This window comes from Trinickia sp. (genome assembly GCF_036503415.1).
GTDB lineage: Bacteria > Pseudomonadota > Gammaproteobacteria > Burkholderiales > Burkholderiaceae > Trinickia.
The window spans coordinates 1-26,793 of sequence record NZ_DASXWY010000074.1; the positions used below are offsets into that span (position 1 = coordinate 1).

Annotated in this window: 27 protein-coding genes; 10 read left to right on the plus strand and 17 right to left on the minus strand. The window is 63.1% G+C overall.

Annotated features, from left to right (window positions below; translation table 11 throughout):
- Nucleotides 1-225 precede the first annotated feature (225 nt).
- From VGL01_RS10190 to VGL01_RS10205, 4 genes are all read left to right on the plus strand, one after another.
- The gene (locus VGL01_RS10190) at nt 226-1,431 is read left to right on the plus strand and encodes a DUF2863 family protein (RefSeq protein WP_173256606.1); all 1,206 of its coding nucleotides are present in this window, start codon (nt 226-228) and stop codon (nt 1,429-1,431) included.
- A gap of 188 nt (nt 1,432-1,619) precedes the next feature.
- Nucleotides 1,620-2,471 (plus strand): response regulator transcription factor, encoded by an 852-nt coding sequence (locus VGL01_RS10195; protein ID WP_331568881.1) that lies wholly within the window; start codon nt 1,620-1,622, stop codon nt 2,469-2,471.
- A 66-nt stretch (nt 2,472-2,537) separates the two neighbouring features.
- Nucleotides 2,538-3,212: an energy-coupling factor ABC transporter permease gene (locus VGL01_RS10200; protein WP_331568954.1), complete on the plus strand. Its 675-nt coding sequence runs from the start codon at nt 2,538-2,540 to the stop codon at nt 3,210-3,212.
- A 177-nt stretch (nt 3,213-3,389) separates the two neighbouring features.
- Nucleotides 3,390-3,929 carry a BspC domain-containing protein gene (locus VGL01_RS10205; RefSeq protein ID WP_331568883.1) on the plus strand — a complete coding sequence of 180 codons (540 nt, stop codon included), beginning with the start codon at nt 3,390-3,392 and terminating at the stop codon, nt 3,927-3,929.
- A 93-nt stretch (nt 3,930-4,022) separates the two neighbouring features.
- Here the strand turns inward: VGL01_RS10205 and VGL01_RS10210 are convergent, their stop codons facing one another.
- Both VGL01_RS10210 and yaaA read right to left on the minus strand, forming a co-directional pair.
- Nucleotides 4,023-5,183 carry a M14 family metallopeptidase gene (locus VGL01_RS10210; protein WP_331568885.1) on the minus strand — a complete coding sequence of 387 codons (1,161 nt, stop codon included), beginning with the start codon at nt 5,181-5,183 and terminating at the stop codon, nt 4,023-4,025.
- Between the two features lie 72 nt (nt 5,184-5,255).
- Nucleotides 5,256-6,038, minus strand: a complete 783-nt coding sequence (gene yaaA / locus VGL01_RS10215; protein ID WP_331568887.1) for a peroxide stress protein YaaA — start codon at nt 6,036-6,038, stop codon at nt 5,256-5,258.
- Nucleotides 6,039-6,095: 57 nt separating this feature from the next.
- Between yaaA and VGL01_RS10220 the strand changes: the two genes are divergently transcribed.
- The 6 genes from VGL01_RS10220 (at nt 6,096) to VGL01_RS10245 (ending at nt 11,906) form a co-directional block, all read left to right on the plus strand.
- Nucleotides 6,096-6,587 carry a putative toxin-antitoxin system toxin component, PIN family gene (locus tag VGL01_RS10220; RefSeq protein ID WP_331568889.1) on the plus strand — a complete coding sequence of 164 codons (492 nt, stop codon included), beginning with the start codon at nt 6,096-6,098 and terminating at the stop codon, nt 6,585-6,587.
- A gap of 90 nt (nt 6,588-6,677) precedes the next feature.
- Nucleotides 6,678-7,856 carry a pyridoxal phosphate-dependent aminotransferase gene (locus tag VGL01_RS10225; RefSeq protein ID WP_331568891.1) on the plus strand — a complete coding sequence of 393 codons (1,179 nt, stop codon included), beginning with the start codon at nt 6,678-6,680 and terminating at the stop codon, nt 7,854-7,856.
- A 27-nt stretch (nt 7,857-7,883) separates the two neighbouring features.
- On the plus strand, nt 7,884-8,672 hold the full coding sequence (locus VGL01_RS10230) for an oxepin-CoA hydrolase, alternative type (protein WP_331568893.1): 789 nt from the start codon (nt 7,884-7,886) through the stop codon (nt 8,670-8,672).
- Nucleotides 8,673-8,719: 47 nt separating this feature from the next.
- The gene (locus VGL01_RS10235) at nt 8,720-9,829 is read left to right on the plus strand and encodes a phosphotransferase (protein ID WP_331568895.1); all 1,110 of its coding nucleotides are present in this window, start codon (nt 8,720-8,722) and stop codon (nt 9,827-9,829) included.
- Between the two features lie 20 nt (nt 9,830-9,849).
- Nucleotides 9,850-11,091, plus strand: coding sequence for an acyl-CoA dehydrogenase family protein (locus VGL01_RS10240; RefSeq protein ID WP_331568897.1), 1,242 nt, complete (start codon nt 9,850-9,852; stop codon nt 11,089-11,091).
- 122 nt (nt 11,092-11,213) lie between these two features.
- Nucleotides 11,214-11,906, plus strand: coding sequence for a glutathione binding-like protein (locus tag VGL01_RS10245; RefSeq protein ID WP_331568899.1), 693 nt, complete (start codon nt 11,214-11,216; stop codon nt 11,904-11,906).
- 51 nt (nt 11,907-11,957) lie between these two features.
- Here the strand turns inward: VGL01_RS10245 and VGL01_RS10250 are convergent, their stop codons facing one another.
- From VGL01_RS10250 to nuoE, 15 genes are all read right to left on the minus strand, one after another.
- Nucleotides 11,958-12,470: a MaoC family dehydratase gene (locus tag VGL01_RS10250; RefSeq protein ID WP_331568901.1), complete on the minus strand. Its 513-nt coding sequence runs from the start codon at nt 12,468-12,470 to the stop codon at nt 11,958-11,960.
- Nucleotides 12,467-12,940 (minus strand): MaoC family dehydratase, encoded by a 474-nt coding sequence (locus VGL01_RS10255; RefSeq protein ID WP_331568903.1) that lies wholly within the window; start codon nt 12,938-12,940, stop codon nt 12,467-12,469. Before VGL01_RS10255 ends, VGL01_RS10250 begins: the two co-directional genes overlap by 4 nt.
- A gap of 120 nt (nt 12,941-13,060) precedes the next feature.
- Nucleotides 13,061-13,540, minus strand: coding sequence for a DUF1178 family protein (locus tag VGL01_RS10260; RefSeq protein WP_331568905.1), 480 nt, complete (start codon nt 13,538-13,540; stop codon nt 13,061-13,063).
- A gap of 98 nt (nt 13,541-13,638) precedes the next feature.
- Entirely contained in the window at nt 13,639-14,253 is a 615-nt protein-coding gene (locus VGL01_RS10265; RefSeq protein WP_331568907.1) for an NUDIX hydrolase, read from the minus strand.
- Between the two features lie 43 nt (nt 14,254-14,296).
- Nucleotides 14,297-14,593: a DUF2818 family protein gene (locus VGL01_RS10270; RefSeq protein WP_331568909.1), complete on the minus strand. Its 297-nt coding sequence runs from the start codon at nt 14,591-14,593 to the stop codon at nt 14,297-14,299.
- 102 nt (nt 14,594-14,695) lie between these two features.
- A complete protein-coding gene (gene nuoN, locus VGL01_RS10275) occupies nt 14,696-16,177 on the minus strand; it encodes an NADH-quinone oxidoreductase subunit NuoN (RefSeq protein ID WP_331568911.1) in 1,482 nt (493 codons plus the stop codon).
- Between the two features lie 25 nt (nt 16,178-16,202).
- A complete protein-coding gene (locus tag VGL01_RS10280; RefSeq protein ID WP_331568912.1) occupies nt 16,203-17,693 on the minus strand; it encodes an NADH-quinone oxidoreductase subunit M in 1,491 nt (496 codons plus the stop codon).
- Nucleotides 17,694-17,708: 15 nt separating this feature from the next.
- Complete coding sequence (gene nuoL, locus VGL01_RS10285) at nt 17,709-19,775, minus strand: NADH-quinone oxidoreductase subunit L (protein WP_331568914.1); 2,067 nt, start codon at nt 19,773-19,775, stop codon at nt 17,709-17,711.
- 17 nt (nt 19,776-19,792) lie between these two features.
- Entirely contained in the window at nt 19,793-20,098 is a 306-nt protein-coding gene (nuoK, locus tag VGL01_RS10290) for an NADH-quinone oxidoreductase subunit NuoK (protein ID WP_173256587.1), read from the minus strand.
- Between the two features lie 17 nt (nt 20,099-20,115).
- Complete coding sequence (locus tag VGL01_RS10295; RefSeq protein ID WP_331568916.1) at nt 20,116-20,823, minus strand: NADH-quinone oxidoreductase subunit J; 708 nt, start codon at nt 20,821-20,823, stop codon at nt 20,116-20,118.
- 119 nt (nt 20,824-20,942) lie between these two features.
- On the minus strand, nt 20,943-21,431 hold the full coding sequence (gene nuoI, locus VGL01_RS10300) for an NADH-quinone oxidoreductase subunit NuoI (protein ID WP_331568918.1): 489 nt from the start codon (nt 21,429-21,431) through the stop codon (nt 20,943-20,945).
- 14 nt (nt 21,432-21,445) lie between these two features.
- Nucleotides 21,446-22,510 carry an NADH-quinone oxidoreductase subunit NuoH gene (gene nuoH / locus VGL01_RS10305; protein WP_331568920.1) on the minus strand — a complete coding sequence of 355 codons (1,065 nt, stop codon included), beginning with the start codon at nt 22,508-22,510 and terminating at the stop codon, nt 21,446-21,448.
- On the minus strand, nt 22,511-24,850 hold the full coding sequence (gene nuoG / locus VGL01_RS10310) for an NADH-quinone oxidoreductase subunit NuoG (RefSeq protein ID WP_331568922.1): 2,340 nt from the start codon (nt 24,848-24,850) through the stop codon (nt 22,511-22,513).
- A gap of 55 nt (nt 24,851-24,905) precedes the next feature.
- Nucleotides 24,906-26,234 (minus strand): NADH-quinone oxidoreductase subunit NuoF, encoded by a 1,329-nt coding sequence (gene nuoF / locus VGL01_RS10315; protein ID WP_331568924.1) that lies wholly within the window; start codon nt 26,232-26,234, stop codon nt 24,906-24,908.
- Entirely contained in the window at nt 26,231-26,716 is a 486-nt protein-coding gene (gene nuoE, locus VGL01_RS10320) for an NADH-quinone oxidoreductase subunit NuoE (RefSeq protein ID WP_331568926.1), read from the minus strand. Before nuoE ends, nuoF begins: the two co-directional genes overlap by 4 nt.
- Nucleotides 26,717-26,793 lie beyond the last annotated feature (77 nt).

A 26,793-nucleotide genomic window follows, 5' to 3' on the forward strand; every position in this document is an offset into this window, starting at 1 on the left:
TCAACTGGTTTTTGGCGCCACCTTGCTGCTATCCCAAAACCGGCCAGACCCGCGCTGCACATCGACTTCCCAAGCTCCGCGCCTCGTTGCCGAATGCGCGAAAGGGCGCAATTCTAGGCCCCTTCCGCGCACCTTGCAAGCACTACGCGCAGGCATGATTAAAAGCCGCGCGCAAGGGACTCGACTAGAATGGAGGGTTCATCGAATCCAACCTCACTCTCTCCTATGCGCTCGCGAATCGCCAAACGCCTCCCTCCCGATGCCGATAAGCTCGTCGGCTTGTCTCTGGCACTCTTTGCGTCGGGTAGCCGTGTCGAAGATCGCTTCTGGGAGGCCAAGCTCGATGCCTTGCTCGCGAAGATCGTCCGCAACGGCAATCAGACGACGCTCGACGCGGCGCTCGATCACCTTCAGCAAAACCACCCCGACGCCTATGGGGCGCTCGCCGACATGGCCGAAACGCACAGCGAATCGTTCGTCGTCGAACACGAAGGCGTCGCATACGAAGCGCTGCTCGTTGCGGCCCCTGTGCTCGCCTGGACGCGCTACGTCATCCCGTCGGGCCCGCTCAAGGCCGATTCGGTCGAGGCGTTGCGCGCGCACCTCCAGGCACACGTCCTTGCCGGCGAGACACGCGTCGCTCTCGCGCCGTTTCTTTACAGCATCGATCAGTTGCCGAGGCACCATGTGGAGACCTATCGCGTCGCCCAGCAACTCATCCAGGCCGCATTGAACAGCACGCCGGCAAAGATCAATTCAGGCGATCTGCCCGAAACCTCGCCCATCCTCGCCGATCCCCGCTTCTTGCTGGCGGTGGTCGCGGCCCCGGTCGGCGCGCCGCTCTTTCGCTGGCAGGAAGAGGAGAACGGCGTGCGCATCGAGCGCGGTCAGTGTCTGGAACAGTGGGCCACCCAGGGCGGCGCCAATCTCGCCCTCGTGCTGCCCGGCTGCGAATTCGAGTGCCTGTTGCCCGACGCCTACTACTCGGCCTGCCGCGATGCCGACGAGCGCGTACGTCCGCACACGGTGCGCACCGCGATCCGCTATCTGTTCGACACCACGGGCGCGGCACCGCAGGAGTTGCGCGCCGTCGTGGCCGGCTTCGGCGAAAGACGTATCGATGAATACCGCATCGGCTTCACGCGGCGTGGCAGCAACGACGTCGTCTACGGCGTCGTCTGGCCGCTCTACGGGCGCGAAAACGGCGAGCTTTCCGGCGACGAGGAAGCCGAGGATACGGACGGCCCGCTCGAGGAAATCATCGCGCTGCTCAAGGAAGCCGGCGTCAGCGACATCCGTCGGCACGCCGGACGCTTCGAACCCGAATACTGCGACGATTGCGGCGTGCCGCTTTACGCGGACCCGCTCGGTGAAATCGTTCACGCCGAAATGCCCGAGGACGCCGAGCCCGCTCAACCGCACTTTCACTGATCCGCACGCGGGACGGTGGCCGGGGGGCCATCGTCCCGCCATCGTCCGTACCCGTCCTATGCCGTCCGGCTAGCCGCCTCGCTGTAAGGAATTTGTCATTATTGCGTCGGCGGTGCATGAAGCCCGGCCGGCCCGCTCCCGGCTCGTTCCGACCCGCACCGCCTGATTGGACTACCCAGGAGGCAAGTATGCGGTTCGCAGTTCTCAGTACAGAAGCAGAACGACGCGACGGTCTGAAGGCGCTGTTGCGGCAAATCAACCGGCAGGCCCGCTTTTGCGAGGCCAGGGATTGGACGCAAATCTATCGGGCGCTGAGGCGCGCCCCCGTGGAGCTGCTCGTCGTCGACTGGCACGATGCCATGCGCGCGTTCGAAGTGCGCGCCGCGCTTGCCGAGCATCCAGGCCTGCGCGTCGCGGTACTCATCGACGATGCCTCGGCCGCGCGTGTACGTCCTTTGATGGACGAAGGTGGCGTGCACGGTGTCGTCCCGCGCACGACGAACCCGAAGCTGATCGTGCGGCTGCTGGAACTCGTACTGGCCGGCGGACATTACGCACCTCATTCCGCGTTTCTGCCCGACAACAAGACGCCCGCCGACCTCCCTGTTCCGATGGCGCGCATTCGCGAACTCGCCGCGCCGGCGCGCCGCACCCGATTCACGCCCATGCTTTCACCGCGTCAGGAGCAAATCATGCGGTGCGTTCATATGGGCAGCACGAACAAAATGATTGCGCGCACGCTCGGCATCAGCGAAGGCACCGTCAAGATCCATCTGGCCAGCATTTTCCAGCAACTGGGGGCGCCTAACCGCGCCGCGGCCGTCGCGATCTACAACGGCTGGCTCACGCCGCAGTTGCAAGTGTTGCGGCCGGAATGCGAGGGCGCGCGCAAACCCACGCTGGGACAAGCCGGGCCGATTCCGCTGCGTGCGGGCGGAGGATACAAATATCCTCTGCTCGCCAACGAGGACCCGCACGGACTGCCGATGGCGGCTGAGCCCGAAGTGCCGTTTCGCAAGACGATATCGCGTACCGGCTGACGGCAAAGCCCTACGCCCGCGCGCGGCGCTCGCACGATCGGCATTCCAACGAGTAATATGGACGATATGGGTTTCCTTTATACGCCGCTTCAGCCGTGGGTCGTCATCGGTGCGTGGGTCGCCGCGGTGGCGCTCGTCGCGCTCGCCCTGGCATGCAAGCCGTTCAAGCGCCTGCAGGATGCGACGCTGCAGCACGTGTGGCTCGCTGTCGTCGTGGCGATCTCGGTGCTATGGGCGACGAACGCATGGCTGGACGACGGTACGGTCATGCATCTGCTCGGGGCGACCCTTTTCGTCACCCTCTTCGACTGGGCGCTGGCGCTCGTGGCCATGGCAGCGGTCTCGGGAATCGCCGCCGTTGTCTTCGACGCGACCTGGCAAGGCGTCGCCCTGACCTTTCTCGTCTATGGCGCCGTACCCGTAGGCATCTCGGCGCTCATGCAGCGCGCAACCACGGCCTGGCTGCCGCGCAACCTTTTCGTCTTCATCGGCGTACAGGGCTTCATCTCGCCGGCCGTCGCCGTTGCCCTCGCCGCGGGCGCGGCCGTGGGCGTGCAGGTCGCGCTTGCCGGTGGCTCGCTCCTGGTGGTGCCGGCCGGATACGCGTTCGGCGTGCTGCTGCTCGCGCTCGGCGAAGCGTGGTTCACGGGGATGGCGACGGCACTCATCGCCGTCTACCGCCCCGCATGGGTCACGACCAACGATGTCAGACGCTACCGCCTCGGCGGACCGCGCACGTGAGCCACATCGCGGCTCGTTGCGGTGGACCGTCGCGCAACTTGCCGAGCGGATATGCGACGCGTCCTGCCTGTGTGAGCATTTCACGATCGATCATCGGCCGAAATATTCGCTCGCCGATTGAACTCCGTCAGCGAGTACGGCATCTTACGTGCCTGATGTCTCAATTCGATCGATTGGATGGATAGCTCCCTCACCTCGCGCCGCCTGCGCCAGCTCATTCGTTGGCTGACGGCAGCGGCCGCCAGCGTCACCGTCGTCACTGCAATGCCCGCGCGCGCCGATCTCATCGACGAGCGCAACGAGATGGTCGCCAAGTTCATCAACGACATGCATGCGGACCCGCTCGTCGCAGATTGCGCGGCGCATGGCGCATTCGTCGCCAGCACCTCGAACGTCATCGATCGTGTCGTCTTCCCGCCCGAGTCTTTCGACAACAGCCATGCGTCGATCAAACCGTGGAACGATTCGTTCGACGAAGGCAAGCAGCGGGTGAAGGTGGACAATATCGTGACGGTGACGGGACAAGGCATCGCCAAGGACAAGGATCACGCGCCGTACGCGTTGTCGTTCCGGTGCGGCTATGTCGGCCCGCAGATGCTGGCCTTCAGTTGGAACGATCCCGTGCCGGCCGCCAAGCCGCGGTCCGAACATTCGACGAGAAAAGGCAAGTCCAAGCACGGTGCGAAGAAATCGACGAGGAAATCCGCCGCGCAGTAAGCCGTGCGATGTGGAATCGTCCGGCGCCCGCATGGCGCGGCGCCCGGCATCTGGCCGGGAAGCGATGCGGGCGGCCGGCTCGTTACCGGAACGCTACCGGAACGCCTCGATGTGATGCAGCACAGCGCCGAGCATCGCCGCACCCAATGCAGCGCTGCGCTCGCCGTTCCAGCCCACGCGCTCGTCCGGTAAGTTCGCGTTGTCCTTGAAGGGCATCTCGAGCGTCAGAGAAAGGCAGCCGAACGCATTGCCGACGTACTTCGACGCAAGCTTGAGCGCATCCTCCTGATACTTCCCGGCCTCGTAACCGTGCTGGTCCTGGAAATCGGGGCTCGCCAGCTTGAACGCTTCGATGAATGCCGCCTGCTCGGTCGCTTGACTGGCCGTGAAGCCAGGCAGCATTTCGCAACCCGCGACGAAGACGTAAGGCAACGCCTCATCGCCATGGATATCGAAAAACATGTCGCACCCGATGGCATGCAGCGCATCGCGCACGGCGAACACTTCGGGGCTGCGCTCGGGATCCGGCTCCATCCATTCGCGGTTCAGGTTCGCACCTGCGGCGTTGGTCCGCAAATTACCGTGCACGCTGCCGTCGGGATTCATGTTCGGCACGATATAGAACACGGCATGTTCGTAAAGCTTGCGCGCAACCGGGTCGCCGGCCCAATCGCCCCATCCCGCGAGCCGCTTGACGAGTCCCTCGACGAACCACTCCGCCATCGTTTCGCCGGGATGCTGACGCGCGATGATCCAGACACGCTTCTTGGGCGGCGCTCCGCTCTCTTGCTCGGGCGTGCCCAATACCAAAAGCGACATCGGCCGTCCCTCGACCGTCCTGCCGAGCTCGGCCAACGTCGCATGCGGCATCTGCTGGATCGTACCGAGCAATTCCGCGTGCCGCTCTTGCGTGTATGGCTCGAAGTACGCGTAGTAGATCGAGTCGAATTCGGGGGTGTGATCGATCGTCAGCACGCGGCCGTCGTACGAGGTGGGTACGCGAAACCAATGGACGCGATCGTAGCTCGCCACGGCGCGATAGCCGGGCCACCCGTGGGGGAACGCGCATTGCGCCGCATTTTCGAACGTCATCACGCAGCGTTCGCCGCGTGCGCCGCTCAACCGGAAATAAAACCATTGCGCGAAGTCGGCACGATTGTCGGGCCTCACACGCAAGCGGATGTCCGCGGCATCGCGACAGGCCAGGACCTCGATCGCACCACCGTCAAAATTGCTCGTAATCGAAAGCGTCATGATGTTCCCTGGCCCAAGCCATAAGAGCGAATGAAAGTGCCGTCGCATGCGGCCGCGTGAGCGCGCCGCGCTTCAGTCGCCGGCGCGACGGCGGAAAACGTACGTGTTGTCGTTCGAAGCACCCGCGTCGAAGCGATAGCCTTCGGCCGAGAACGCCTTGAGCGCCTCGGGCGCTTCGAGGCGGCTTTCGACCACGAAGCGGGCCATCATGCCGCGCGCCCGTTTCGCGTGGAAGCTGATCACCTTGTAGCGTCCGCCTTTCCAGTCTTCGAAGACGGGCGTGATCACCGGCGCGTCGAGCCGTTTCGCTTTCACCGACTTGAAGTACTCCTCCGACGCGCAATTCACGAGTACGCGCGCGCCATGCGGCTTTTTGCGAAGCTGGACGTTGAGCGCCTCGGTGATGCGTTCGCCCCAGAAGGCGTATAGATCCTTGCCGCGTGCGTTGGGCAAACGCGTGCCCATCTCGAGCCGGTACGGCTGCAATAAATCGAGCGGCCGCAGCAGGCCGTAAAGTCCCGAAAGCACGCGCACATGCTGCTGCGCGTAGTCCAGATCGGCGGCCGAGAGCGATCGCGCGTCGAATCCTTCATAAACGTCGCCATTGAAGGCGAGAACCGCCTGCTTCGCGTTGCGTTTCGAAAAACGCGGCGACCAGTCCGCATAACGCTGGAAGTTCAGCGTCGCGAGCGCATCGGAAATGCTCATCAGCGAGGCGAGCTGCTGGGCAGACAAGCGGCGCAGGTCGTCGACGAGCAGTGCCGCATCGGCGGCAAACTCGGGAATCGTATGACGTGCAACGTGAGGCGGCGTCTCGTAGTCGAGCGACTTCGCCGGAGACAAAACAATTATCATGGAGCCTTGCCGGCACGCCGTGCCGAGCCGTGAATGCGAAAAGCCCGATTGTAGCGAATGCCTGCTCCTACCGATTCAGATGCCGTGTCCGGCACGCCGCGCGTGGTTCTCGATTCGAACGTCTGGATCGATATCCTCGTATTCGACGATGTCGCAACGCGCCCCATCCACGCCGCGCTCGCGAACGGCGCGCTCAATGCCGTAATCGATGCCCGATGCCTGGCCGAGCTCGCGCACGTGCTCGATTACCCGCATCTCGCGCGCCGCGCGTTCGACAAGGCCGCGGCACTCGCCGCAGTGGCGCGGCTCACCGTCATGAACGACGGCGTTGGCGAGGCGCCGAATGCGCCGCCGCTGCCCAAGTGCAAGGATCGCGACGATCAGAAATTCCTCGAGTTGGCGCACGCCGCCCGAGCCGACTGGCTCGTGTCGAAGGATCGCGCCCTGCTCAAGCTCGACAAGCGCACGTCCCGCGATTTCGGCTTCCGGATCGCCCAGCCGGCGCCGTTCGCGGCCGCCTGCGGTTTGGCGGCGCCCGCGCCCGCATAGCAGGGGCTCCGCGATTCGCCGCCGCACAAGCACCATGCTCAACGGAAACGGAACTCCCACGCAACCCTTATCGCCAAGACGCACCGCGCCATGAATGCCACGCCCGACCTGACGAATTCCGCGCCTTTTGCACTCGTCTCGCGTCTGCCCGATGTCGGCACGACGATCTTCACCGTCATGAGCGCGCTCGCCGCTCAACATGGCGCCGTCAATCTCGGCCAGGGGTTTCCCGATTTCGATTGCGATCCGCGCGTGATCGACGCCGTCGCGCATGCCATGCGCGCCGGGCACAACCAATATCCGCCGATGGCCGGCGTGCCCGCGTTGCGCGAGGCGATCGCGGGCAAGATCGCGCGCATGCACGAGCACCGCTACGATCCGGACACGGAGATCACGGTGACGGCCGGCGCCACGCAGGCGCTGCTCACCGCCATCCTTGCGACGGTGCATCCCGGCGATGAAGTGGTGGTGCTCGAACCGACTTACGACAGCTATCTCCCGTCGATCGAACTCGCGGGCGGCAAGCCCGTCTTCGTGACGCTCGAGGCACCCGAGTACGCGATTCCGTTCGACCGGCTCGCGGCGGCCATCACGCCGCGCACGCGGCTCATCGTCGTCAATACGCCGCACAATCCGACAGGCACAGTCTGGCATGCCGACGATATGCGCAAACTGGAGGCCATCGTGCGCGACACGAACGCGTTGATCGTGTCGGACGAAGTCTACGAACACATGGTCTACGACGGCGCGCCGCACGAGAGCGTGGCCCGCTATCCGGGGCTTGCCGAGCGCAGCTTCGTCGTCTCGAGCTTCGGCAAAACGTTTCATGTGACGGGCTGGAAGGTCGGTTACGTCGCGGCGCCGGCCGCGCTCACCGCCGAATTCCGGAAGGTGCATCAGTTCAACGTGTTCACGGTCAACACACCGATGCAGGTCGGACTGGCCGACTATCTGAAAGACCCCGCGCCGTATCTCGACTTGCCGGCCTTCTATCAGCGCAAGCGCGATTTTTTCCGCGACGGTCTGCAAAGCTCCCGTTTCAAGCTGTTGCCGTGCGAAGGCACCTACTTTCAATGTGTCGATTACTCAGCGATCAGCGACCTGCCCGAGGCCGAATTTTCGACGTGGCTGACGCGCGAGATCGGCGTTGCGGCCATTCCGGTATCGGCGTTCTACCATGAACCGCACGAGTCGGGCATCGTGCGCTTTTGCTTCGCCAAGCGCGAGGAGACGCTCGCGACGGCGCTCGAACGGCTCGCGCGCCTCTGATACCGAGACAATGAACCTGGAGACTCCATGAGCGCAGAACTGCTGGCGGCACGTCCGCCCGATAGCGACTCGACACTGGTTCTCACGCTGTCGAACCCCGGCGCTCGCAATGCGCTGCACCCCGACATGTATGCCGCCGCGATCGTGGCGCTCGAGACCGCCGAGCGCGATCCGTCCATTCGGGCAGTCGTATTGACAGGCGCCGACGACTTTTTCTGCGCGGGCGGCAACCTCAACCGGTTGCTCGAAAATCGCGCAAAGGACGCTTCGGTGCAGGCGCAAAGCATCGATTTGCTCGCGCAATGGATTCTGGCGCTGCGTACCTCGACCAAGCCCGTAATCGCTGCCGTCGAGGGCGCGGCGGCGGGGGCCGGATTTTCGCTTGCGCTCGCCTGCGACATGATCGTCGCGGCGCAAGACGCGAAGTTCGTCATGTCGTACGCCCGTGTCGGGCTGACCCCGGACGGCGGCGGCTCCTGGTTCCTCAGTCAGGCATTGCCGCGGCAGCTCGCAACCGAGTTGCTGCTCGATGCGAAGCCCATTACGGCCGAGCGGCTCCATCAGCTCGGTGTCGTCAATCGGTTGGTCAAGCCAGGGCAGGCACGCGAGGCCGCCATCGGCTGGGCCGATGAGTTGGGCCGCGGCTCGCCGAACGCATTCGCGCGGATCAAGACGCTCGTCGCGACGGCGCGCGAGGCGCCGCTCGCGGATCACCTGAGCACGGAGCGCGAGCACTTCGTGGCATCGTTGCATCATCGGGATGCGCTCGAAGGCATCACCGCCTTTCTGGACAAGCGCAGCCCCCACTATCGATAGACGAGTCCGGGACGCCGCCGCGCCGCCGGCTCGATTGGAGCGAAGAGATGACGCAGCGCGCAGCGCACGGCCCCCACTCGCACCAGGACTATTCGACGTTCATCGGAACGCGCGCTGTATCGGAGCGTCAACGCTTCGACACGGACGCGCTGTCGGTCTGGCTGCGCGAACACATCGACGGATTTGCCGGCCCGCTTACCGTCGAACAGTTCGCCGGCGGCCAGTCGAACCCTACGTTCAAGCTCGTTACACCGCGACGCTGCTATGTCATGCGCGCGAAGCCCGGCCCGAAGGCCGAGCTGCTGCCCTCCGCGCATGCCATCGAGCGCGAATATCGCGTCATGGATGCGCTCGCGGCGAGCGCTGTCCCCGTTGCGCGCATGCTGGCGCTGTGCGAAGACGAGACAGTGATCGGCCGCGCCTTCTATGTGATGGAGCATGTCGAGGGACGTGTCCTTTGGGATCCTTCGTTGCCGGACATGACACCGGCACAACGGGCATCGGTCTACGACGAGATGAACCGCGTCATCGCGGCCCTGCACCGAATCGACGTCGGCACGATCGGTCTCGCGGACTTCGGCAAACCGGGCCATTACCTCGCGCGCCAGATCGCGCGGTGGAGCAGGCAGTACGAAGCATCGGAGACTGAACCGATCGACGCCATGCATCGGCTCATCGAATGGCTGCCGGCACACCTGCCGGCAAGTGCCGAAACGGAGCAACGGGTGGCTGTCGTCCATGGCGACTATCGACTCGACAACCTCATTTTCCATCCGAGCGAGCCACGCGTATTGGCCGTGCTCGACTGGGAGCTGTCCACGCTCGGCGACCCTATCGTCGATTTCGCATATCACGTCATGGCGTGGCACGTCGAACCCCGAGCGTTTCGCGGCATAGCGGGCCTCGATCTCGCGGCGCTCGGTATTCCAGACGAGCGACGCTACATCGAACGGTATTGCGAACGCACGGGATACACAATCGGCGGCGATTGGAACTTCTACCTCGCGTTCAACATGTTCCGCATTGCCGCCATCCTCCAAGGCATCATGAAGCGCGTCACGGTGGGTACGGCAGCGAGCGCACAGGCCGTCGACGCCGGTCGGTGTGCGCGACCGATGGCGGAGCTCGCCTGGTCGTATGCACAGAAGGTCCGATAACTCCTTCCCGCGAGGTTCACATGAATTTCGACTACGCTCCGAACGTTCAAGCGCTGCGCGCGCGGCTTCTCGCGTTCTTCGATCAATACATCTATCCCAACGAGCGTGCATTTGCCGAGGAAGTGGCCCGAAATCGCCGCGACGGTAATCCATGGGTGCCGACGACGCTCGTGGAAACACTGAAAGCGCAAGCGCGCGACGAAGGCCTGTGGAATCTCTTTCTGCCCGATTCAACGCGGGGCGCGGGGCTGACGAATCTTGAATACGCGCCGCTTGCCGAGATCATGGGACGGGTGCCGTGGGCCCCCGAAGTATTCAATTGCAATGCGCCCGATACAGGCAACATGGAAACGCTGGAACGGTACGGCAGCGACGCTCACAAGCGAGCGTGGCTCGAGCCGTTGCTGGCTGGCGAGATCCGCTCGGCGTTCCTCATGACCGAGCCCGAAGTGGCATCGTCGGATGCGACCAATATCCGCACGCGGATCGAACGTGACGGGGACGACTATATCGTCAACGGACGTAAATGGTGGTCCTCCGGTGCGGGCGATCCGCGCTGCAAGCTCTACATCGTCATGGGCAAGACGAATCCCGACGCTCCGAAGCACGCCCAGCAATCGATGATCCTCGTGCCGGCCGAGACGCCAGGCGTCACCGTTCATCGTCCGCTCAATGTGTTCGGCTACGACGATGCGCCGCACGGCCATATGGAGATCACGCTAGAGAACGTGCGCGTCCCCGCGGCCAACCTGTTGCTGGGCGAAGGCCGCGGTTTCGAGATCGCACAGGGCAGGCTCGGCCCGGGCCGCATCCATCACTGCATGCGGCTCGTTGGATTGGCCGAGCGGGCGCTCGAGCTGATGTGCAGGCGTGCGTCCGAGCGTGTCGCGTTCGGCAAGCCCATCGCCGCGCAAACCGTCACGCAGGAACGCATCGCCGAGGCGCGCTGCGCCATCGAGCAGGCGCGCTTGCTCACGCTGAAGGCGGCTTACATGATGGATACCGTCGGCAACAAGGGCGCGCGCGCCGAAATTGCGATGATCAAGGTGGTCGCACCGAACATGGCATGCCAAGTCATCGATTGGGCGATACAAGCGCATGGTGGCGCAGGCGTCAGCGACGATTTTCCGCTCGCTTACGCGTACGCGTGTGCGCGCATGTTGCGCTTCGCCGACGGACCGGACGAAGTGCATCGCAATGCGATCGCCAAGCTCGAGCTTGCGCGCCATGCGCCGCTATCGGACACGACCGGACCGGCTTGAACGATGGTGTCCGTATCGTCGTCATGGCCTTTGCGCGGCCCTCTGCGAGCACGAAGCTTCTATGCTAATTTGCGACTCGATCGGTGCCCAACGTTCCGGCACCGGCCTTCCGAGGAGCTGCCATGATCGACGCTTACAGCTGGGCAACGCCGAACGGCCACAAAGTTCATATCATGCTCGAGGAGACGGGCCTCGAATATCGCGTACATCCCGTCGATATCGGCGCCGGCGACCAATTCAAGCCCGAGTTTCTTGCCATCAGTCCGAACAACAAGATTCCCGCCATCGTCGATTCGGACGGCCCCGAAGGCAAGCCGCTATCGGTGTTCGAGTCCGGGGCCATCCTCATGTATCTGGCTGAGAAAACGGGTCGATTCCTGCCGCAGGCGCCGGCCGCACGCTATGCGACGCTTCAGTGGCTGATGTTCCAGATGGGCGGCCTCGGTCCGATGCTGGGGCAGGCCCACCACTTCCGCATCTACGCGCCCGAGAAGATCGAATACGCGGTCAACCGCTATACGAACGAAGCGAAACGTCTCTACTGCGTCATGGATAAGCAACTCGGCAAGACGCAGTACTTGGCCAGCGACGAGTACACGATTGCCGATATCGCGAGCTTTCCATGGACGCGTTCATGGCAAAACCAGGGCATCGAACTGGCGGAGTTCCCGAACGTCAAGCGCTGGCACGAAGCGATCGCCGCGCGCCCGGCCGTGCAACGCGGGGTGGAAGTACTGGCATCCGCACGGCGAGCGTTGACCGACGACAAAGCGAGAGACATCCTGTTCGGCGCGACGCAATACGCCAAGCACTGACGCGAGGGCGGGCGCGCTTGAGCCGGAGCCGGAGCCCGAGCGAAACCGCGATCAGAAGTAATGCCGCGTGAGGAGTTGAGCGACGCACGCGGGTTTCGGCTCGCCCAGCGCCTCGACGGCGACATCCCAGGTGATTTGAAGTGCGCCGTCGGGCAGATCGCTTGCATCGACGACGGCGAAACGGGCCTTGAGCCGCGCACCGACACGCACCGCCGACGGAAACCGCACGCGATTGAGCCCATAGTTCACGCCCATGCGATGCGCGATGTGAACCGTTTGCATCAACAACGCCGGAATCAACGACAGGGTCAAGAAGCCATGGGCAATCGTGCCGCCGAAAGGCGACTCGCGCCGGGCGCGCTCGGCGTCGACGTGAATCCATTGGCGATCGCCGGTCACATCGGCGAACGCGTCGATCTGCGCCTGCTCGATCGTCACCGCGGCGCTCGCGATCGGCTCGGCGCCGATCAGCGCGCGCAATTGGGCCGCGCTGGCAATCAGGACCGGCCGGTTGGCGCCGTCGCCCTCGCTCTCGCCCCCGCCCACTCGCGCGGCGGTGCTCATGCGGGCGCTCCCGAGGCGCCGGGCTCCTCACCGCGCAACCCGAAGATCACTTTCGATCGCACGCTGACAGCGATTTCACCGGCCTGATTGACGCCTTCCCACAACATCGACGCAATGCCGCGGTCGGGACGGCTTGCAAGCACACGCTTATCGAGTACGGAGATGAAAAGATGGATCGTGTCGCCCGGCCGCACGGGCTTCACCCAGCGGATCTCGTCGACACCCGGCGAGCCCATCGAAGTCGAGCCTTCGAGCATCTTGTGCACGAAAATGCTCATGAGCACCGAGCAGGTATGCCAGCCGCTTGCAATCAGCCCGCAATAGGGTGAAGCATGCGCCGCGATTTCATCGACATGGAAGGGCTGCGGATCGTACCGGGTGGCAAATTCGACGATCTCTTCACGCGTGAACGTATGCGCGCCGATTTCCTTGCGCGCGCCGACTTCGAGGTCCTCAAAGCTCACACCCATCTCGCTGTCTCCCGTTGAATGCGACCCGCATCGCAAAAACCCGCGGTGTCTTCAAAAAGGTACACGAAGAGTATGGAGACGGCTCGAAAACTGCGCAAGACGCCGAACGGTCTTACCGAGCTATTGAAGTGTTTCCTTGGGCACCCAGGCACCGGGCACAGGCAGGACGTCGATGCCCTCTTCCACGAGCGAGCGCGCATCTTCGGGCGTGGCGACGCCGCGAATATTGCGGGCCGGCGCCTCGTTGTAATGGATACGGCGCGCTTCCTCGGCGAAGCGCTCGCCGACGTTCTCGGTTTTCCCGAGCACTTCGCGCAATGCACGCATCGCTTGCGCCTCGATCTCGCGTATGCGCTCCGGCACAGAACCGCCGCGCTCCTCGTCCCGCGAGCCTGCGGCATGGCGGGCGGCATCGTTCTGCGCATTCGTCGCGCCGGACAGATTCAGCCGCGGCGCCGACGGTAAACGGCTCACCTCAGTCGCGGCGCACATCGGGCATTCGACCAATTTGCGCGACAACTGGGATTCGAAATCATCGCCGGAAGCGAACCAGCCTTCGAACCGATGACCCTGCGAGCACTGTAAATCGAGGACCTTCATGGTGGATTGGGAGCAAACGTGCAGCCAAGTGTAGCGCGAAATCGTTTTTGGCGAGCGGGTTTGCCGAAAACCGGGCACGAGCGCGAGTGCGCGGCGCTTCAAGCGTCCGAGGCGGGCGTCGATTGCTGCGCGTCGGCCGGCCGCCAAGCGCCGGACAGCAGCTTCTCGAGCCACATCGTGCCAATGATCGTCTTCACGTCGCTGATTGCGCCGGTGCGGATCCATTCGAGCATCTGCGGCACATCCGTGATGAATGTATCGAGAAATTCGCCGTCGTCGAGCGCCGGTTCGCCTTCGATCAGGCCGCGCGCCAGAAAGAGATCGATAAACTCGGTCGAATAGGAAATGATCGGATGGATGCGAGTGAGAAAGAGGAATTCGCGCGCCGTATAGCCCGTTTCCTCCTGCAATTCGCGCTTGGCGCAAGCCAGTGCGCCTTCATCCGCATCGAGCTTGCCCGCCGGGTATTCGATCATCACGCGCCCGATCGGATACCGGTACTGGCGCTCGAGCAGCACGCGCCCATCGTCGAACATCGGAATCACCATGACGGCGCCCGGATGCTGCACGTACTCACGCGTGGCAAGCTTGCCGTCGGGCAGGCGCACGGTATCGCGTTTGACGTGAAGAAACGAGCCCTCATGGACCGTCTCGCTACCGATGCGCGTTTCCGTCAACGACGCGTCGTGATCGTGATCGGGCAATTGAGCCATCTGCTGCTCTCCGGTAAACGAGCCGTGTGACGGCACCCGGCCGTCAACGGCGCTTGACGAGATATTGGAACGTGAACCCGGGAAACGCGAACACCACGAACAGACAGAACGTGATGGCATAGAACTGCCAGCCCTGGTCGAATCGATTGCCCGCACGCGCTTCCAGCATAAAGCCAAGCGCGCCCACGACAAAATACAGCACGATCAATTCGCCAATTCGAATCCAGGCGCTTTTTTTTGCGGCGCCGAGCGGCGCGAGCGCAAAAAGCCGTTGATTCACGAACGGCAAGTTGGCGGCCACGACCGCCAACAACACGATGAACCAGCCCGCCGCGGACATCTCAGCCTCCTGTCCCCGAAAGGGACTTCCTTCGGTCGCCGGTTCCGGCCCAAGGGAGGCTGACGCCCCCTTCCTGGGCAGCGAACGATAGTGAGCGCCTCATCAAATTGCGGGCAGCGAGTGTGCGACTGCGTTCAGGCAAAGCTGCATCAGCGGGCCCGGCACGATGCCGAGCACGAGCACCGCAACGCCGTTGGCGGCGAGCAGCCAACGGTTGGCAGCCGGGCTCGCGATCGGGCTGGCGTCTTGCGGCGCGTCGAAGTACATGAGCTTGACGATGCGCAGATAGTAGAACGCGCCGAACAGCGAGGTGATCACCGCCAGCACGGTCAACCACGTGAGGCCTGCGTTCATCGCGGCCTCCAGCACGGCGAGCTTCGCGTAGAAGCCGACCGTCGGCGGGATGCCGGCGAGCGAGAACATCATTGCCATCATCACGAACGCGAACACAGGGCTGCGCTTGTTCAAGCCCTTGAAGTCGTCGAGCGTTTCGGCCTCGAAGTCGCGGCGGGCGAGCAACATCACGATACCGAACGAACCGAGCGTCGTGAGGAAGTAGATGATGCTGTAGAACATCGCCGAGCTATAGGCGTTGGCCATGCCTTCCGCCTTGCCGTCGACGACGCCGGCCAGCAGGCCGAGCAGCACGAAGCCCATGTTCGAGATGGCCGAGTACGCGAGCATCCGCTTGACGTTGCGCTGCGCGATACCGGTGATGTTGCCGACGATGAGCGAAAGCGCCGCGAGAATCACGAGCATTTCCTGCCAGTCGACCGCAAGCGGCAGCAGCCCCATCACGAGAAAGCGCAGGCCCCATGCGAACGCCGCCACCTTCGGTCCACCGCCGACGAGCAGCGTCATCGCGGTAGGCGCGCCGTGATAGACATCGGGCACCCACATATGGAACGGGACGGCGCCCATCTTGAACGCGATGCCGGCCACGATGAAGATCACGCCGAAAAGCAGCACGGCGTTGTTGATCCGGCCCGACGCCACGGCCTTCAGCACTTCGCCGAGATCGAGCGAACCCGTCGCGCCGTAAAGCATCGAAATGCCATAGAGCAGGAAGCCGGAAGCCAGCGCACCGAGAACGTAATACTTCATGGCCGCTTCGTTCGACTGCGATGCGTCGCGGCGCAGCGCGATAGCCGCGTACAGCGAGAGCGACATCAACTCCAGGCCCAAATACAGCGTGAGGAAGTTGCTGCCCGAAATCATCACGAGCTGTCCCAGCAGCGCGAACATGCCAAGCAGTATGTAGTCGCCACGGAACAGGTCGCGGTCCTCGAGGTACTGGCGCGAGTAGATCATCGTCACCGCGTAGCCCAGCGAGACGACGGCTTTCATCGCGCTCGCAAAACCATCGACGACGTACATATGCGAGAAGAAATACTGCGACTGCGCATTGGGATCGAAGACGAGCGTCGTGAACCAGACACCGGCGACGAGCGAACCGAGCACCGCAATCAGATAGGTGACGCGGCGGCCGCGATCGCCGACGAACGTTTCGTTCAGCCACGCAACGACGGCGGCCACCATGACCAGCGCGTCGGGCAGAAGGAGTGACATAGAGGCGTTTTGCATGATCGTTTCGTTCCTCCGCTCGGTCTTACTGAGACAGCGGCAGCTTGGACTGCGCGACGTGGGAGAGGAGGTTCTCCACGGACACGTGCATCACATCGGTAAAGGGCTTCGGATAAAGACCCATGAAAAGCGTCAGCGCGGCAAGCACGCCCAGAATCAGCAGCTCGCGGCGATTGATGTCCGTCAGCGACTTGACGTGATCGTTGGCGACAGCACCGAAGTAGACGCGCTTGTACATCCAGAGCGTATAGGCCGCACCGAGAATCAGCGTGAAGGCGGCGCCGAACGCGATCCAGAAGTTGTACTGGACCGATGCAAGGATGACCATGAACTCGCCGACGAAACCCGAAGTACCGGGCAGACCGCAATTGGCCATCGAAAACAGCATCACGAGCGCGGCGAACTTCGGCATCACGTTCACCACGCCGCCGTAATCGGCGATCTGGCGCGAGTGCATGCGGTCATAGAGCACGCCGATGCACAGGAACATGGCGCCCGAGACGAAGCCGTGCGAAATCATCTGCACGATCGCGCCTTCCACACCGAGCTGGTTGAAGATGAAAAAGCCGAGCGTGACGAAGCCCATGTGCGCAATCGACGAATACGCCACGAGTTTCTTCATGTCGGCCTGCACCATCGCCACCAGCCCGATATAGATCACCGCTGTCAGAGATAGCGCGATGATGACGGGTGCGAGCGTATGGCTCGCATCGGGCGTGATCGGCAACGAAAAGCGCAGGAAACCGTACGCGCCCAGCTTCAGCATGATCGCGGCCAGCACGACGGAGCCACCTGTCGGCGCTTCCACGTGCGCATCGGGCAGCCAGGTATGAACCGGCCACATCGGCACTTTCACCGCGAAGGCGAGGAAGAACGCGATGAACAGCAACACCTGCGGGGTCATCGCGAGCGGCGCCTTTTGCCATGTCGCGAGATCGAAGGTGCCCGTCACGACATAGAGATAGATCAGCGCGACCAGCATCAGAAGCGACCCGGCGAGCGTATAGAGGAAGAACTTGAACGCGGCGTAAATCCGGTTCGGTCCGCCCCATACGCCGATGATCAGATACATCGGGATCAGCGTCGCTTCGAAGAAAACATAGAACAGCAGACCGTCGGCCGCCGAGAACACACCGACCATGATGCCCGACAAGATCAGGAACGCGGCCATGTACTGCGAAACGTGCTCGGTGATGACCTCCCAGCCGGCGATCACGACGATGACCGTGATCAGCGCCGTGAGCACGACGAACCACATCGAGATGCCGTCGACGCCCAGGTGGTAGGTGATATGAAACCGCTCGATCCAGTTCGCCTGCTCGACGAACTGCAGGTCGGCCGTCGAAGGATCGAAGCCGCTGATGAGCGGCAACGTCGCGATGAAGCCGAGAATCGAGCCGATCAGCGCGAGCCAGCGTGCGGGCGCGGGGTTCCGGTCGGAGCCGACGGCGAGCACGGCGAGGCCGAAGACGATCGGCAGCCAGATTGCGGTACTAAGAATCGGAAAAGAGTGCATTAAGTGTCCCCCGCCTTATTTGCCGCCGAGCGTTACAAACAGGGTAAGGAGCCCCAGCATGCCGATAATCATGGCGAACGCGTAGTGGTAGATGTAACCGGATTGCAGGAAGCGGATCACTCGCGCGAACCAGCCGATGAAGCGCGCGCTTCCGTTGACGAGACCGTCGATGACCACGACATCGCCCTCTTTCCAGAGCCCGCGGCCGATCAGCACCGCGCCCTTGGCGAAGACGACTTCGTTGATCTTGTCCATGTAGTACTTGTTGTCGAGCAATGTGTAGATCGGCCCGAACGCGCGACGGATCACAGCCGGCAGGTCCGGGCGCTTGAGATACAGGAACCATGCCGTCACGATGCCGGCAAGCGCCAGCCACAGCGGCAAGGCCGATACCGAGTGAAGGCCCATCGCGAACCAGCCCTGGAATTCCTTCGACATCTCCTCGATGGCCGGATGATTCTCGCCGATGAAGATGACCTTCTCGAACGCGACGCCATGGTCGAAGAATCCGCCGAAGATCATCGGGCCGATCGCGATCGCACCGATGACGACCGACGGAATCGCGAGCAGCACGAGCGGCAACGTCACGACCCAGGGCGTCTCGTGCGGTTCATGCCCGTGGCCGTGATCGTCATGCGCGTCGTGACCATGGCCATCGTCATGGCCTGCGTGCGCGGACGCTTCGGCGCCATGACCGTTGCCGAAGTCCTGCGGATGGCGGAAACGCTCCTCGCCGTGGAAGACGAGGAAGTACATCCGGAACGAATAGAGCGCCGTCACGAAGACACTTGCGACCACCGCGAAGTAGGCGAAGCCCGCGCCCGGCAGATGCGAGAGCCCAACCGCGTCGATGATCGAATCCTTCGAGTAGAAGCCGGAGAAGAACGGCGTGCCGATCAGCGCGAGCGAACCGATCAGCGACGTGATCCAGGTGATCGGCATGTATTTGCGCAGGCCGCCCATGTTGCGCATGTCCTGATCGTGGTGCATCCCGATGATGACCGAGCCCGCGCCGAGGAACAGCAACGCCTTGAAGAACGCGTGCGTCATCAGATGGAAGACGGCGACCGAATAGGCCGAGGCGCCGAGCGCGGCGGTCATATAGCCGAGCTGCGAGAGCGTCGAGTAAGCGACCACGCGCTTGATGTCGTTTTGAACGATACCGAGAAAGCCCATGAACAGCGCCGTAATCGCGCCGATCACCATGATGAACGAGAGCGCCGTGTCGGAAAGCTCGAACAGCGGCGACATGCGCGTCACCATGAAGATGCCGGCCGTCACCATCGTTGCGGCGTGAATCAGCGCGGAAATCGGCGTGGGGCCTTCCATCGAATCGGGCAGCCACACGTGCAACGGGAACTGCGCCGATTTACCCATTGCGCCGATGAAGAGGCAAATGCAGGCGACGGTCAAGAGGCCCCAGTGCGTGCCGGGAAAGCTCAGCGCGGCAAGCTCCGTGCGCTTGGCGAACACCTCGCCATAGTTCATCGAGCCGGCAAACGCGAGCAAGAGGCCGATGCCGAGCAGAAAGCCGAAGTCACCGACACGGTTCACGAGGAACGCCTTCATGTTGGCGTAGATCGCGCTTTCCCGCGTGAAGTAAAAACCGATCAGCAGGTACGAGACCAGGCCCACCGCCTCCCAGCCGAAGAACAGCTGCAGGAAGTTGTTGCTCATCACGAGCATCAGCATCGAGAAGGTGAAGAGCGAGATGTACGAGAAGAAGCGCTCGTAGCCATCGTCGTCCGCCATGTAGCCGATCGTGTAGATGTGCACCATCAGCGACACGAAGGTCACCACGCACATCATCATGGCCGTCAGCGAATCGACGAGGAAGCCGACTTCGAACTTCAGCGAGCCGACGTTCATCCATTCGTAGACGGTGGCGTTGAAGCTCGCGCCATTCACGACGTCGAACAAGACGATCGACGAGAGAATGAACGAGATCAGCACGCCGAGGATCGTGACGCGGTGGCTTCCCTTGCGCCCCACCGCCTTGCCGGCAAGCCCGGCAATCAGCGAGCCGGCGAGCGGTGCGAGCGGGACCGCCAGCAGCAGGTTTTCATTGAGTGTCGTGGACATAACCGCAGTGCCTGAATTTAACCTTTGAGCTGATCGAGATCCTCGACGTTGATCGTGTCGAGGGTACGGAACAGAGTCACCAGAATCGCGAGGCCGATCGCCGCTTCGGCCGCGGCCACCGTCAGCACGAAGAAGACGAAGATCTGCCCGTGCACGTCGCCGAGGTAATGCGAGAACGCGACGAAATTCGTATTCACCGCGAGCAGCATGAGCTCGATCGCCATCAGGATGATGATGACGTTGCGACGGTTCAGGAAAATGCCGACGACGCCGATCGAAAAGAGGATCGCGCCAAGTACGAGGTAATGAGCCAGGGTCAACATGTTTTTCTCCTCGACGCTCAGCCGTTGTGGCCGACGGCACCGGCACCCACGTTCGCGCCCGCTTCACCCGGCGCCTGGGGGCCCTGAGCCGTTTCAAGCGCCTTCTCCGCGGGCATCTTCACGAGACGCACGCGGTCTTTTGCGCGCACCTTCACTTGGTCGGACACGCGCTGGCGCTTGCTGTCCTTACCCTTGCGCGCGGTCAGCGCGATCGCCGCGATGATCGCGACGAGCAGCACGAGGCCCGCGACTTCGAACGCGAACACGTAGTCCGTATAGATGACCTTGCCGATCAGATACGTGTTCGACATGACGGCCGCGCCACCCACCCCCGCGGCACCGCCGGCCGCCGTCACGTCGTGCACCGGCGTGGCCGTCGCACCGTAGCCGTGCCAGAGGATCAGCGCCGTCTCGACGACGATGATCGCGCCGACGATCGTCGCCATCGGCACGAAGCGCCTGAAGTCTTTGCGCAGCACGTCGAGGTTGATATCGAGCATCATCACGACGAACAGGAAGAGCACCATCACCGCGCCGACGTACAGCAGCACGAGCAAAATGGCGAGGAACTCCGCCTCGAGCAGCATCCAGATGGCGGCCGCATTGAAGAACGCGAGCACGAGAAAAAGCGCTGACCCCACGGGGTTGCGCGACGTGATCACCTTCAGCCCCGACACAGTCAGGAGCAGCGCGAAGATGTAGAACAGTACGGTAGTGAATTCCATGATTACCGGTTCATCGTTAGCCCATCGTCAGGCTGGGTTTCGTAGGCAGCACGCCGCACATGCCGCGGGAGTCGATGCCGGCTCCCGCGCCACGTCAACAACGGTCAGGCCAGTGCGTGTTACCGATACGGCGCATCCGCCGCCTTCGACGCGGCGATCTCCGTTTCATAGCGATCGCCGACTGCGAGCAGCATGTCTTTCGTGAAATACAGATCGCCGCGCTTTTCGCCGTGATATTCGAGAATGTGTGTTTCCACGATCGAATCGACGGGGCAGCTTTCTTCGCAAAAACCGCAGAAAATACATTTGGTCAGATCGATGTCGTAGCGTGTCGTGCGCCGAGTGTTGTCGGCGCGCGTCTCCGATTCGATCGTGATCGCCATCGCGGGGCACACGGCCTCGCAAAGCTTGCATGCGATGCAGCGCTCTTCGCCGTTTTCATACCGGCGCAGCGCATGCAGGCCGCGAAACCGCGGCGAGATCGGCGTCTTCTCTTCGGGGAACTGCACCGTGAACTTGCGCTTGAACGTGTAGCGACCCGTCAGCGCAAGCCCTTTCAGCAGCTCGGTCAGAAAAAACGTCTTGAAGAAGTTTTGGATTGCGTTCATTTGCTTCGCGCCCCTCATTTCCAGATGTTCAGCGGCGACATGATCCAGAACCCGACCACGACGACCCAGAGAATGCACACGGGCAGGAACACTTTCCAGCCCAGACGCATGATCTGGTCATAGCGATAACGCGGGAATGTGGCGCGCGCCCAGATGAACACGGACAGCAGCAGAAACACCTTCAGGACGAGCCAGAAAATACCCGGGATGAAGGACAGGAACCCGAACGGCGCACTCCAGCCGCCGAGGAAAAGCGTGGCCGCGAGCGCCGAGATCACGATCATGTTGATGTACTCGGCGAGGAAAAACAGCGCGAACGCCATACCCGAGTAATCGATCATGTGGCCCGCGACGATCTCCGACTCCCCTTCCACCACATCGAACGGGTGGCGGTTCGTCTCGGCGATGCCCGAGATGAAATAGACGACGAACACGGGCAAGAGCGGCAGCCAGTTCCACGAGAGGAACGTGATGCCGTGGCTCGCGAAGATGCCGCGCTCTTGCGAGGTGACGATGTCCGAGAGGTTCAGGCTGCCCGAAGTCATCAGCACGACCACCAGCGCGAAGCCCATCGACACTTCGTACGAGACCATCTGCGCCGCGGCGCGCATCGCGCCGAGAAACGCGTACTTCGAGTTCGATGCCCAGCCCGCGAGAATCACGCCGTACACGCCGATCGACGAGATCGCGATCACATACAGCAGACCCGCGTTGATGTCCCCGAGCACGGCTTTGGCCTGAAACGGAATGACGGCCCAGACCGCGAAAGCCGGCACCACCGTCATGATCGGCGCGATGACGTAGAGCCACCGGTTCGCCGCACTCGGCTGAATCACTTCCTTCAAAAGCAGCTTCAGCACGTCCGCGATCGGCTGCAGGAGACCGGCGGGGCCGACGCGGTTCGGACCGAGACGCACGTGCATCCAGCCGATGAGCTTGCGCTCCCAGAGGATCAGATAGGCCACGCAGAGCAAAACGGCGACCGCCACCACGACGATGCGCACGAGCGCCCAGACCGTGGGCCATGCCGCACCGAGCACCTCGCTGCCGCCCGCGTTGATCGTATCGAACAAGCTCATTTACGCCTTCTCCACCAGCAGTTCACCGATGAGGCCGCCGAGTGCCGCGCCGACGGGCGTCGCCGCCGACACGCGCACCGCCGTCTCAGCCAGGTCCGCGTCGCGCGTTGCGCTAGCCACCACGGCGCGATCGCCCTGGCGCACGCGCACGGCATCGCCCTCTTTCAATCCGAGCTGATCGAACAGCGCCGCAGGCAAGCCAACCGTATTCGCGACACGCGCGGCTGCTGTCAGATGCAGCGACGGTGCGCGGCGCACGAGCGGGTCCGCATGGTAGATCGGCACGTCCGAGATGCGCTCGAGCGCGCCCTTCTCCACTTTCAACGCGCGCGCGCCACCTTGGGCCAGCGCTGCGTTCGCGCGATTCGACAATTGCGCCGAGATCGCACCATCGGGCACTGCAGCGGCACGGACATCCTCGACCGTGTCGTAATCGAAGCCCGGCAGGCCCAACACATTGCCCAGCACGCGCAACACCTTCCATGCCGGCCGCGCTTCGCCAAGCGGGCGCACCACGCCGTTGAACGCCTGCAGCGTGCCTTCCGCGTTGACGAACGCGCCGGCCGTCTCGGTGAACGGCGCGATCGGCAGCAACACGTCGGCATATTCGGTGCCGGTCTTGAACGACGAGAGCATCACGACCGTTTCGGCTTGCCCCAGTGCCGCGAGTGCCTGCGCGGGGTTGGCCGTATCGAATTCGGGCTCGAGATTGAGCAGCACGTAGCCCTTGCGCGGCGAAGCGAATGCGTCGTGAGCATTGAGGCCGCCCGCACCGGGCAACGCGCCGACGATATGGCCGCCAACGGTATTCGCCGCTTCGGTCAGGAAACCGAGCGTCGCGCCGGTCTGATCCGCGATCCAGTGCGCCAACGCATGGATGCGGGCGAAGTCCGGGTGCTGGACCACGCCGTTGCCGAGCAGCACGACACGGCGCTCGCCGCTCGTCAATGCAGCGGCGACATCCTTCGCGGCGGAGTTTGCCTCGGTCCCACCCAAGCCTTCCGGCAGGGCGGCACCGCGCAGCTGCGAGACCGCCGCGGCGACACCGGCCAGCGCATCGAGCCAGGCCGACGGCGCGGCGACGATCGTCTTCGCGCTCGGGATCAGCGATTTATCGGCCGTTGCTTGCAGCAGATGCAGTTTCGCTCCGGTCCGTGCGGCCTGGCGCAGGCGCGCAGCCAACAGCGGATGATCGCGGCGCAGGAACGAACCGATGACGAACCCGCCGTCGACGAGCGACAAATCGGCGATCGGCATACCGAGCCACGGCGCTCCGGCCGACGCTGCCGAGAAATCGGATTGACGCAGGCGGAAATCGACGTTCGGGGTGCCGAGCGCGTTGCCGAGCGCCTTCAACAAGAACAGTTCTTCGACGGTGCTGTGCGGACTACCGAGCAGCGCGAGCGCATTGGCGCCGTGTTCCCCGCTGATACCCTTGAGCGCCTTGGCTGCATATTCGAGCGCCGTGGGCCAGTCCGTCTCGAGCCACTGGCCGCCTTGCTTGATCATCGGCTGCGTCAGACGCTCCTCGCTACTGAGCGCTTCGTACGAGAAACGGTCTTTGTCCGAAATCCAGCACTCGTTGATCGCTTCGTTCTCGAGCGGCAGCGCGCGCATCACGCGGTTGTTCTTCACCTGCACGACGAGATTGGCGCCCACGGAATCGTGCGGGCTCACCGACTTGCGGCGCGAGAGCTCCCACGTGCGGGCGCTATAGCGGAACGGCTTGCTCGTCAGCGCGCCGACCGGGCACAGATCGATCATGTTCCCCGAAAGTTCGGAATCGACGGTCTTGCCGACGAACGTCGTGATTTCCGAGTGCTCGCCGCGGCCGAGCATGCCCAGCTCCATGACGCCGGCCACTTCTTGGCCGAAGCGCACGCAGCGCGTGCAGTGGATGCAGCGCGTCATCTCTTCCATCGAGATCAGCGGGCCGACGTTCTTGTGGAACACCACGCGCTTTTCCTCGCTGTAACGCGACGCGGACTTGCCGTAGCCGACTGCGAGGTCCTGCAACTGGCACTCGCCGCCCTGATCGCAGATCGGGCAGTCGAGCGGGTGATTGATGAGCAGGAATTCCATCACCGATTGCTGCGCCTTGACGGCCTTCTCGGACGTCGTGCGCACGACCATGCCCGCCGAGACCGGCGTGGCGCAGGCGGGAACAGCCTTCGGCATCTTCTCGACTTCGACGAGACACATCCGGCAGTTGGCCGCGATAGAAAGCTTCTTGTGATAGCAGAAGTGAGGAATGTACGTGTCGACCTTATGCGCAGCCTGGATCACCATGCTGCCTTCGGGCACCTCGACCTTCTTCCCGTCTATTTCAAGTTCAACCATGATGGTGAATGGTCCTTAACCTATTTACCGCTCGATCGATCTTTCGCGCGCCGCGTCAAGCGAGCGCCGCGTCAGCCGCCGCCGGCACACCCGCGTGCGGCCCGACCAGGCAGCGCTTGTGCTCGACGTGATATGCGAATTCGTCCCAGTAGTGCTTGAGCATGCCGCGCACCGGCATCGCGGCGGCGTCTCCCAGCGCGCAGATGGTGCGGCCCATGATGTTCTCCGCCACCGAGTTCAACAGGTCGAGGTCTTCCTGGCGACCTTGGCCGTGCTCGATGCGGTTGACGACGCGCCACAGCCAGCCCGTGCCTTCGCGGCACGGCGTGCACTGGCCGCACGACTCTTCATAGTAGAAGTACGACAGGCGCAGCAGCGAGCGCACCATGCAGCGTGTCTCGTCCATGACGATGACGGCGCCCGAACCCAGCATCGACCCGGCCTTGGCGATCGAATCGTAGTCGAGATCGGTTTGCATCATGATGTCGCCCGGCACGACCGGCGCGGACGAGCCGCCCGGAATGACCGCCTTCAGCTTCCTGCCGCCGCGCATGCCGCCGGCCAGCTCCATGAGCGTGGCGAACGGTGTGCCGAGCGGCACTTCATAGTTGCCGGGACGTTCGACGTCGCCCGACACGGAGAAAATCTTCGTGCCGCCGTTGTTCGGCTTGCCCAGTTCAAGATAGGCCTGCGGCCCGATCTCGAGCAGAAACGGCACGGCCGCGAACGTTTCGGTGTTGTTGATCGTCGTGGGCTTGCCGTACACGCCGAAGCTCGCCGGGAACGGCGGCTTGAAGCGAGGCTGGCCCTTCTTGCCTTCGAGCGATTCGAGCAGCGCCGTCTCTTCGCCGCAAATGTAAGCGCCGTAGCCATGGTGCGCATAGAGCTCGAACGAGAAACCCGAACCGAGGATGTTCTCGCCCAGAAAGCCCGCGCGGCGAGCCTCGTCGAGCGCCTCTTCGAAGCGCTTGTAGACTTCCCAGATCTCGCCGTGAATGTAGTTGTAGCCGACCGTGATGCCCATCGCGTAAGCGCCGATGGCCATCCCCTCGATCAGCGAATGCGGATTCCAGCGCAGGATGTCGCGATCCTTGAACGTGCCGGGCTCGCCTTCGTCCGAGTTGCATACGAGATACTTCTGCCCCGGAAACTGGCGCGGCATGAAGCTCCATTTGAGGCCGGTCGGAAAGCCGGCACCGCCGCGGCCGCGCAAGCCCGACGCCTTCACGTCGGCAATGACCTGCTCCGGCGGAATCTTCTCTTCGAGAATACGGCGCAGTTGCTTGTAGCCGCCGCGCGCGACGTAGTCTTCGAGGTGCCAGTTCTCGCCGTTAAGGCCCGCGAGAATCAGCGGTTTGATATGGCGATCGTGCAATGACGTCATTTCGAAAGCTCCTCGAGCAGCTGGTCGATCTTCTCGCGGCTCATGAAGCTGCACATACGGTGGTTGTTCACGAGCAGTACCGGGGCGTCGCCGCACGAGCCCATGCACTCGCCTTCCTTGAGCGTGAACTTGCCGTCGGGCGTGGTCTCGCCGAAGTCGATGCCAAGCTTTTGCTTCAGGTACTCGGCCGCGCTCTCGGCACCGCCATCGGGACCGAGCTGGCAGGGCAGATTCGTGCAAAGCGTGATCTTGTGCTTGCCGACAGGCGAGGTCTCGTACATGGTGTAGAACGTCGCCACCTCCTGCACGGCCACGGCCGGCATCTGGAGGTAGTCCGCGACGAACTGCATGAGCTCGGGCGAGAGCCAGCCGTGCTCTTCCTGAGCGACGGCCAACGCCGACATCACGGCGGACTGTTTCTGATCGGCGGGATACTTCGCCACCGCGCGATCGATTTCTTTCAGGCCTTCAGCTGAGATCATTTTCAGACACGACTCTTTCAATACCTACCGAACGAAAACCCGCCACCCGTTTCCTGCTTGCCCAGCCGTGGCGGCGG

Bases quoted from the DNA above. Each gene is read 5' to 3' on its own strand.
- nuoN (WP_331568911.1), bottom strand. From the start codon at position 16,177: ATGCAAAACGCCTCTATGTCACTCCTTCTGCCCGACGCGCTGGTCATG.
- VGL01_RS10205 (WP_331568883.1), top strand. From the start codon at position 3,390: ATGGATAGCTCCCTCACCTCGCGCCGCCTGCGCCAGCTCATTCGTTGG.
- VGL01_RS10235 (WP_331568895.1), top strand. From the start codon at position 8,720: ATGACGCAGCGCGCAGCGCACGGCCCCCACTCGCACCAGGACTATTCG.
- VGL01_RS10260 (WP_331568905.1), bottom strand. From the start codon at position 13,540: ATGAAGGTCCTCGATTTACAGTGCTCGCAGGGTCATCGGTTCGAAGGC.
- VGL01_RS10295 (WP_331568916.1), bottom strand. From the start codon at position 20,823: ATGGAATTCACTACCGTACTGTTCTACATCTTCGCGCTGCTCCTGACT.
- VGL01_RS10270 (WP_331568909.1), bottom strand. From the start codon at position 14,593: ATGTCCGCGGCGGGCTGGTTCATCGTGTTGTTGGCGGTCGTGGCCGCC.
- VGL01_RS10200 (WP_331568954.1), top strand. From the start codon at position 2,538: ATGGGTTTCCTTTATACGCCGCTTCAGCCGTGGGTCGTCATCGGTGCG.
- nuoE (WP_331568926.1), bottom strand. From the start codon at position 26,716: ATGATCTCAGCTGAAGGCCTGAAAGAAATCGATCGCGCGGTGGCGAAG.
- nuoH (WP_331568920.1), bottom strand. From the start codon at position 22,510: ATGAGCTTGTTCGATACGATCAACGCGGGCGGCAGCGAGGTGCTCGGT.
- VGL01_RS10245 (WP_331568899.1), top strand. From the start codon at position 11,214: ATGATCGACGCTTACAGCTGGGCAACGCCGAACGGCCACAAAGTTCAT.
- VGL01_RS10195 (WP_331568881.1), top strand. From the start codon at position 1,620: ATGCGGTTCGCAGTTCTCAGTACAGAAGCAGAACGACGCGACGGTCTG.
- nuoG (WP_331568922.1), bottom strand. From the start codon at position 24,850: ATGGTTGAACTTGAAATAGACGGGAAGAAGGTCGAGGTGCCCGAAGGC.
- VGL01_RS10265 (WP_331568907.1), bottom strand. From the start codon at position 14,253: ATGGCTCAATTGCCCGATCACGATCACGACGCGTCGTTGACGGAAACG.
- VGL01_RS10190 (WP_173256606.1), top strand. From the start codon at position 226: ATGCGCTCGCGAATCGCCAAACGCCTCCCTCCCGATGCCGATAAGCTC.
- VGL01_RS10220 (WP_331568889.1), top strand. From the start codon at position 6,096: ATGCCTGCTCCTACCGATTCAGATGCCGTGTCCGGCACGCCGCGCGTG.
- VGL01_RS10210 (WP_331568885.1), bottom strand. From the start codon at position 5,183: ATGACGCTTTCGATTACGAGCAATTTTGACGGTGGTGCGATCGAGGTC.
- nuoI (WP_331568918.1), bottom strand. From the start codon at position 21,431: ATGAACGCAATCCAAAACTTCTTCAAGACGTTTTTTCTGACCGAGCTG.
- nuoK (WP_173256587.1), bottom strand. From the start codon at position 20,098: ATGTTGACCCTGGCTCATTACCTCGTACTTGGCGCGATCCTCTTTTCG.
- nuoF (WP_331568924.1), bottom strand. From the start codon at position 26,234: ATGACGTCATTGCACGATCGCCATATCAAACCGCTGATTCTCGCGGGC.
- VGL01_RS10255 (WP_331568903.1), bottom strand. From the start codon at position 12,940: ATGGGTGTGAGCTTTGAGGACCTCGAAGTCGGCGCGCGCAAGGAAATC.
- VGL01_RS10250 (WP_331568901.1), bottom strand. From the start codon at position 12,470: ATGAGCACCGCCGCGCGAGTGGGCGGGGGCGAGAGCGAGGGCGACGGC.
- VGL01_RS10230 (WP_331568893.1), top strand. From the start codon at position 7,884: ATGAGCGCAGAACTGCTGGCGGCACGTCCGCCCGATAGCGACTCGACA.
- nuoL (WP_331568914.1), bottom strand. From the start codon at position 19,775: ATGTCCACGACACTCAATGAAAACCTGCTGCTGGCGGTCCCGCTCGCA.
- VGL01_RS10225 (WP_331568891.1), top strand. From the start codon at position 6,678: ATGAATGCCACGCCCGACCTGACGAATTCCGCGCCTTTTGCACTCGTC.
- VGL01_RS10280 (WP_331568912.1), bottom strand. From the start codon at position 17,693: ATGCACTCTTTTCCGATTCTTAGTACCGCAATCTGGCTGCCGATCGTC.
- VGL01_RS10240 (WP_331568897.1), top strand. From the start codon at position 9,850: ATGAATTTCGACTACGCTCCGAACGTTCAAGCGCTGCGCGCGCGGCTT.
- yaaA (WP_331568887.1), bottom strand. From the start codon at position 6,038: ATGATAATTGTTTTGTCTCCGGCGAAGTCGCTCGACTACGAGACGCCG.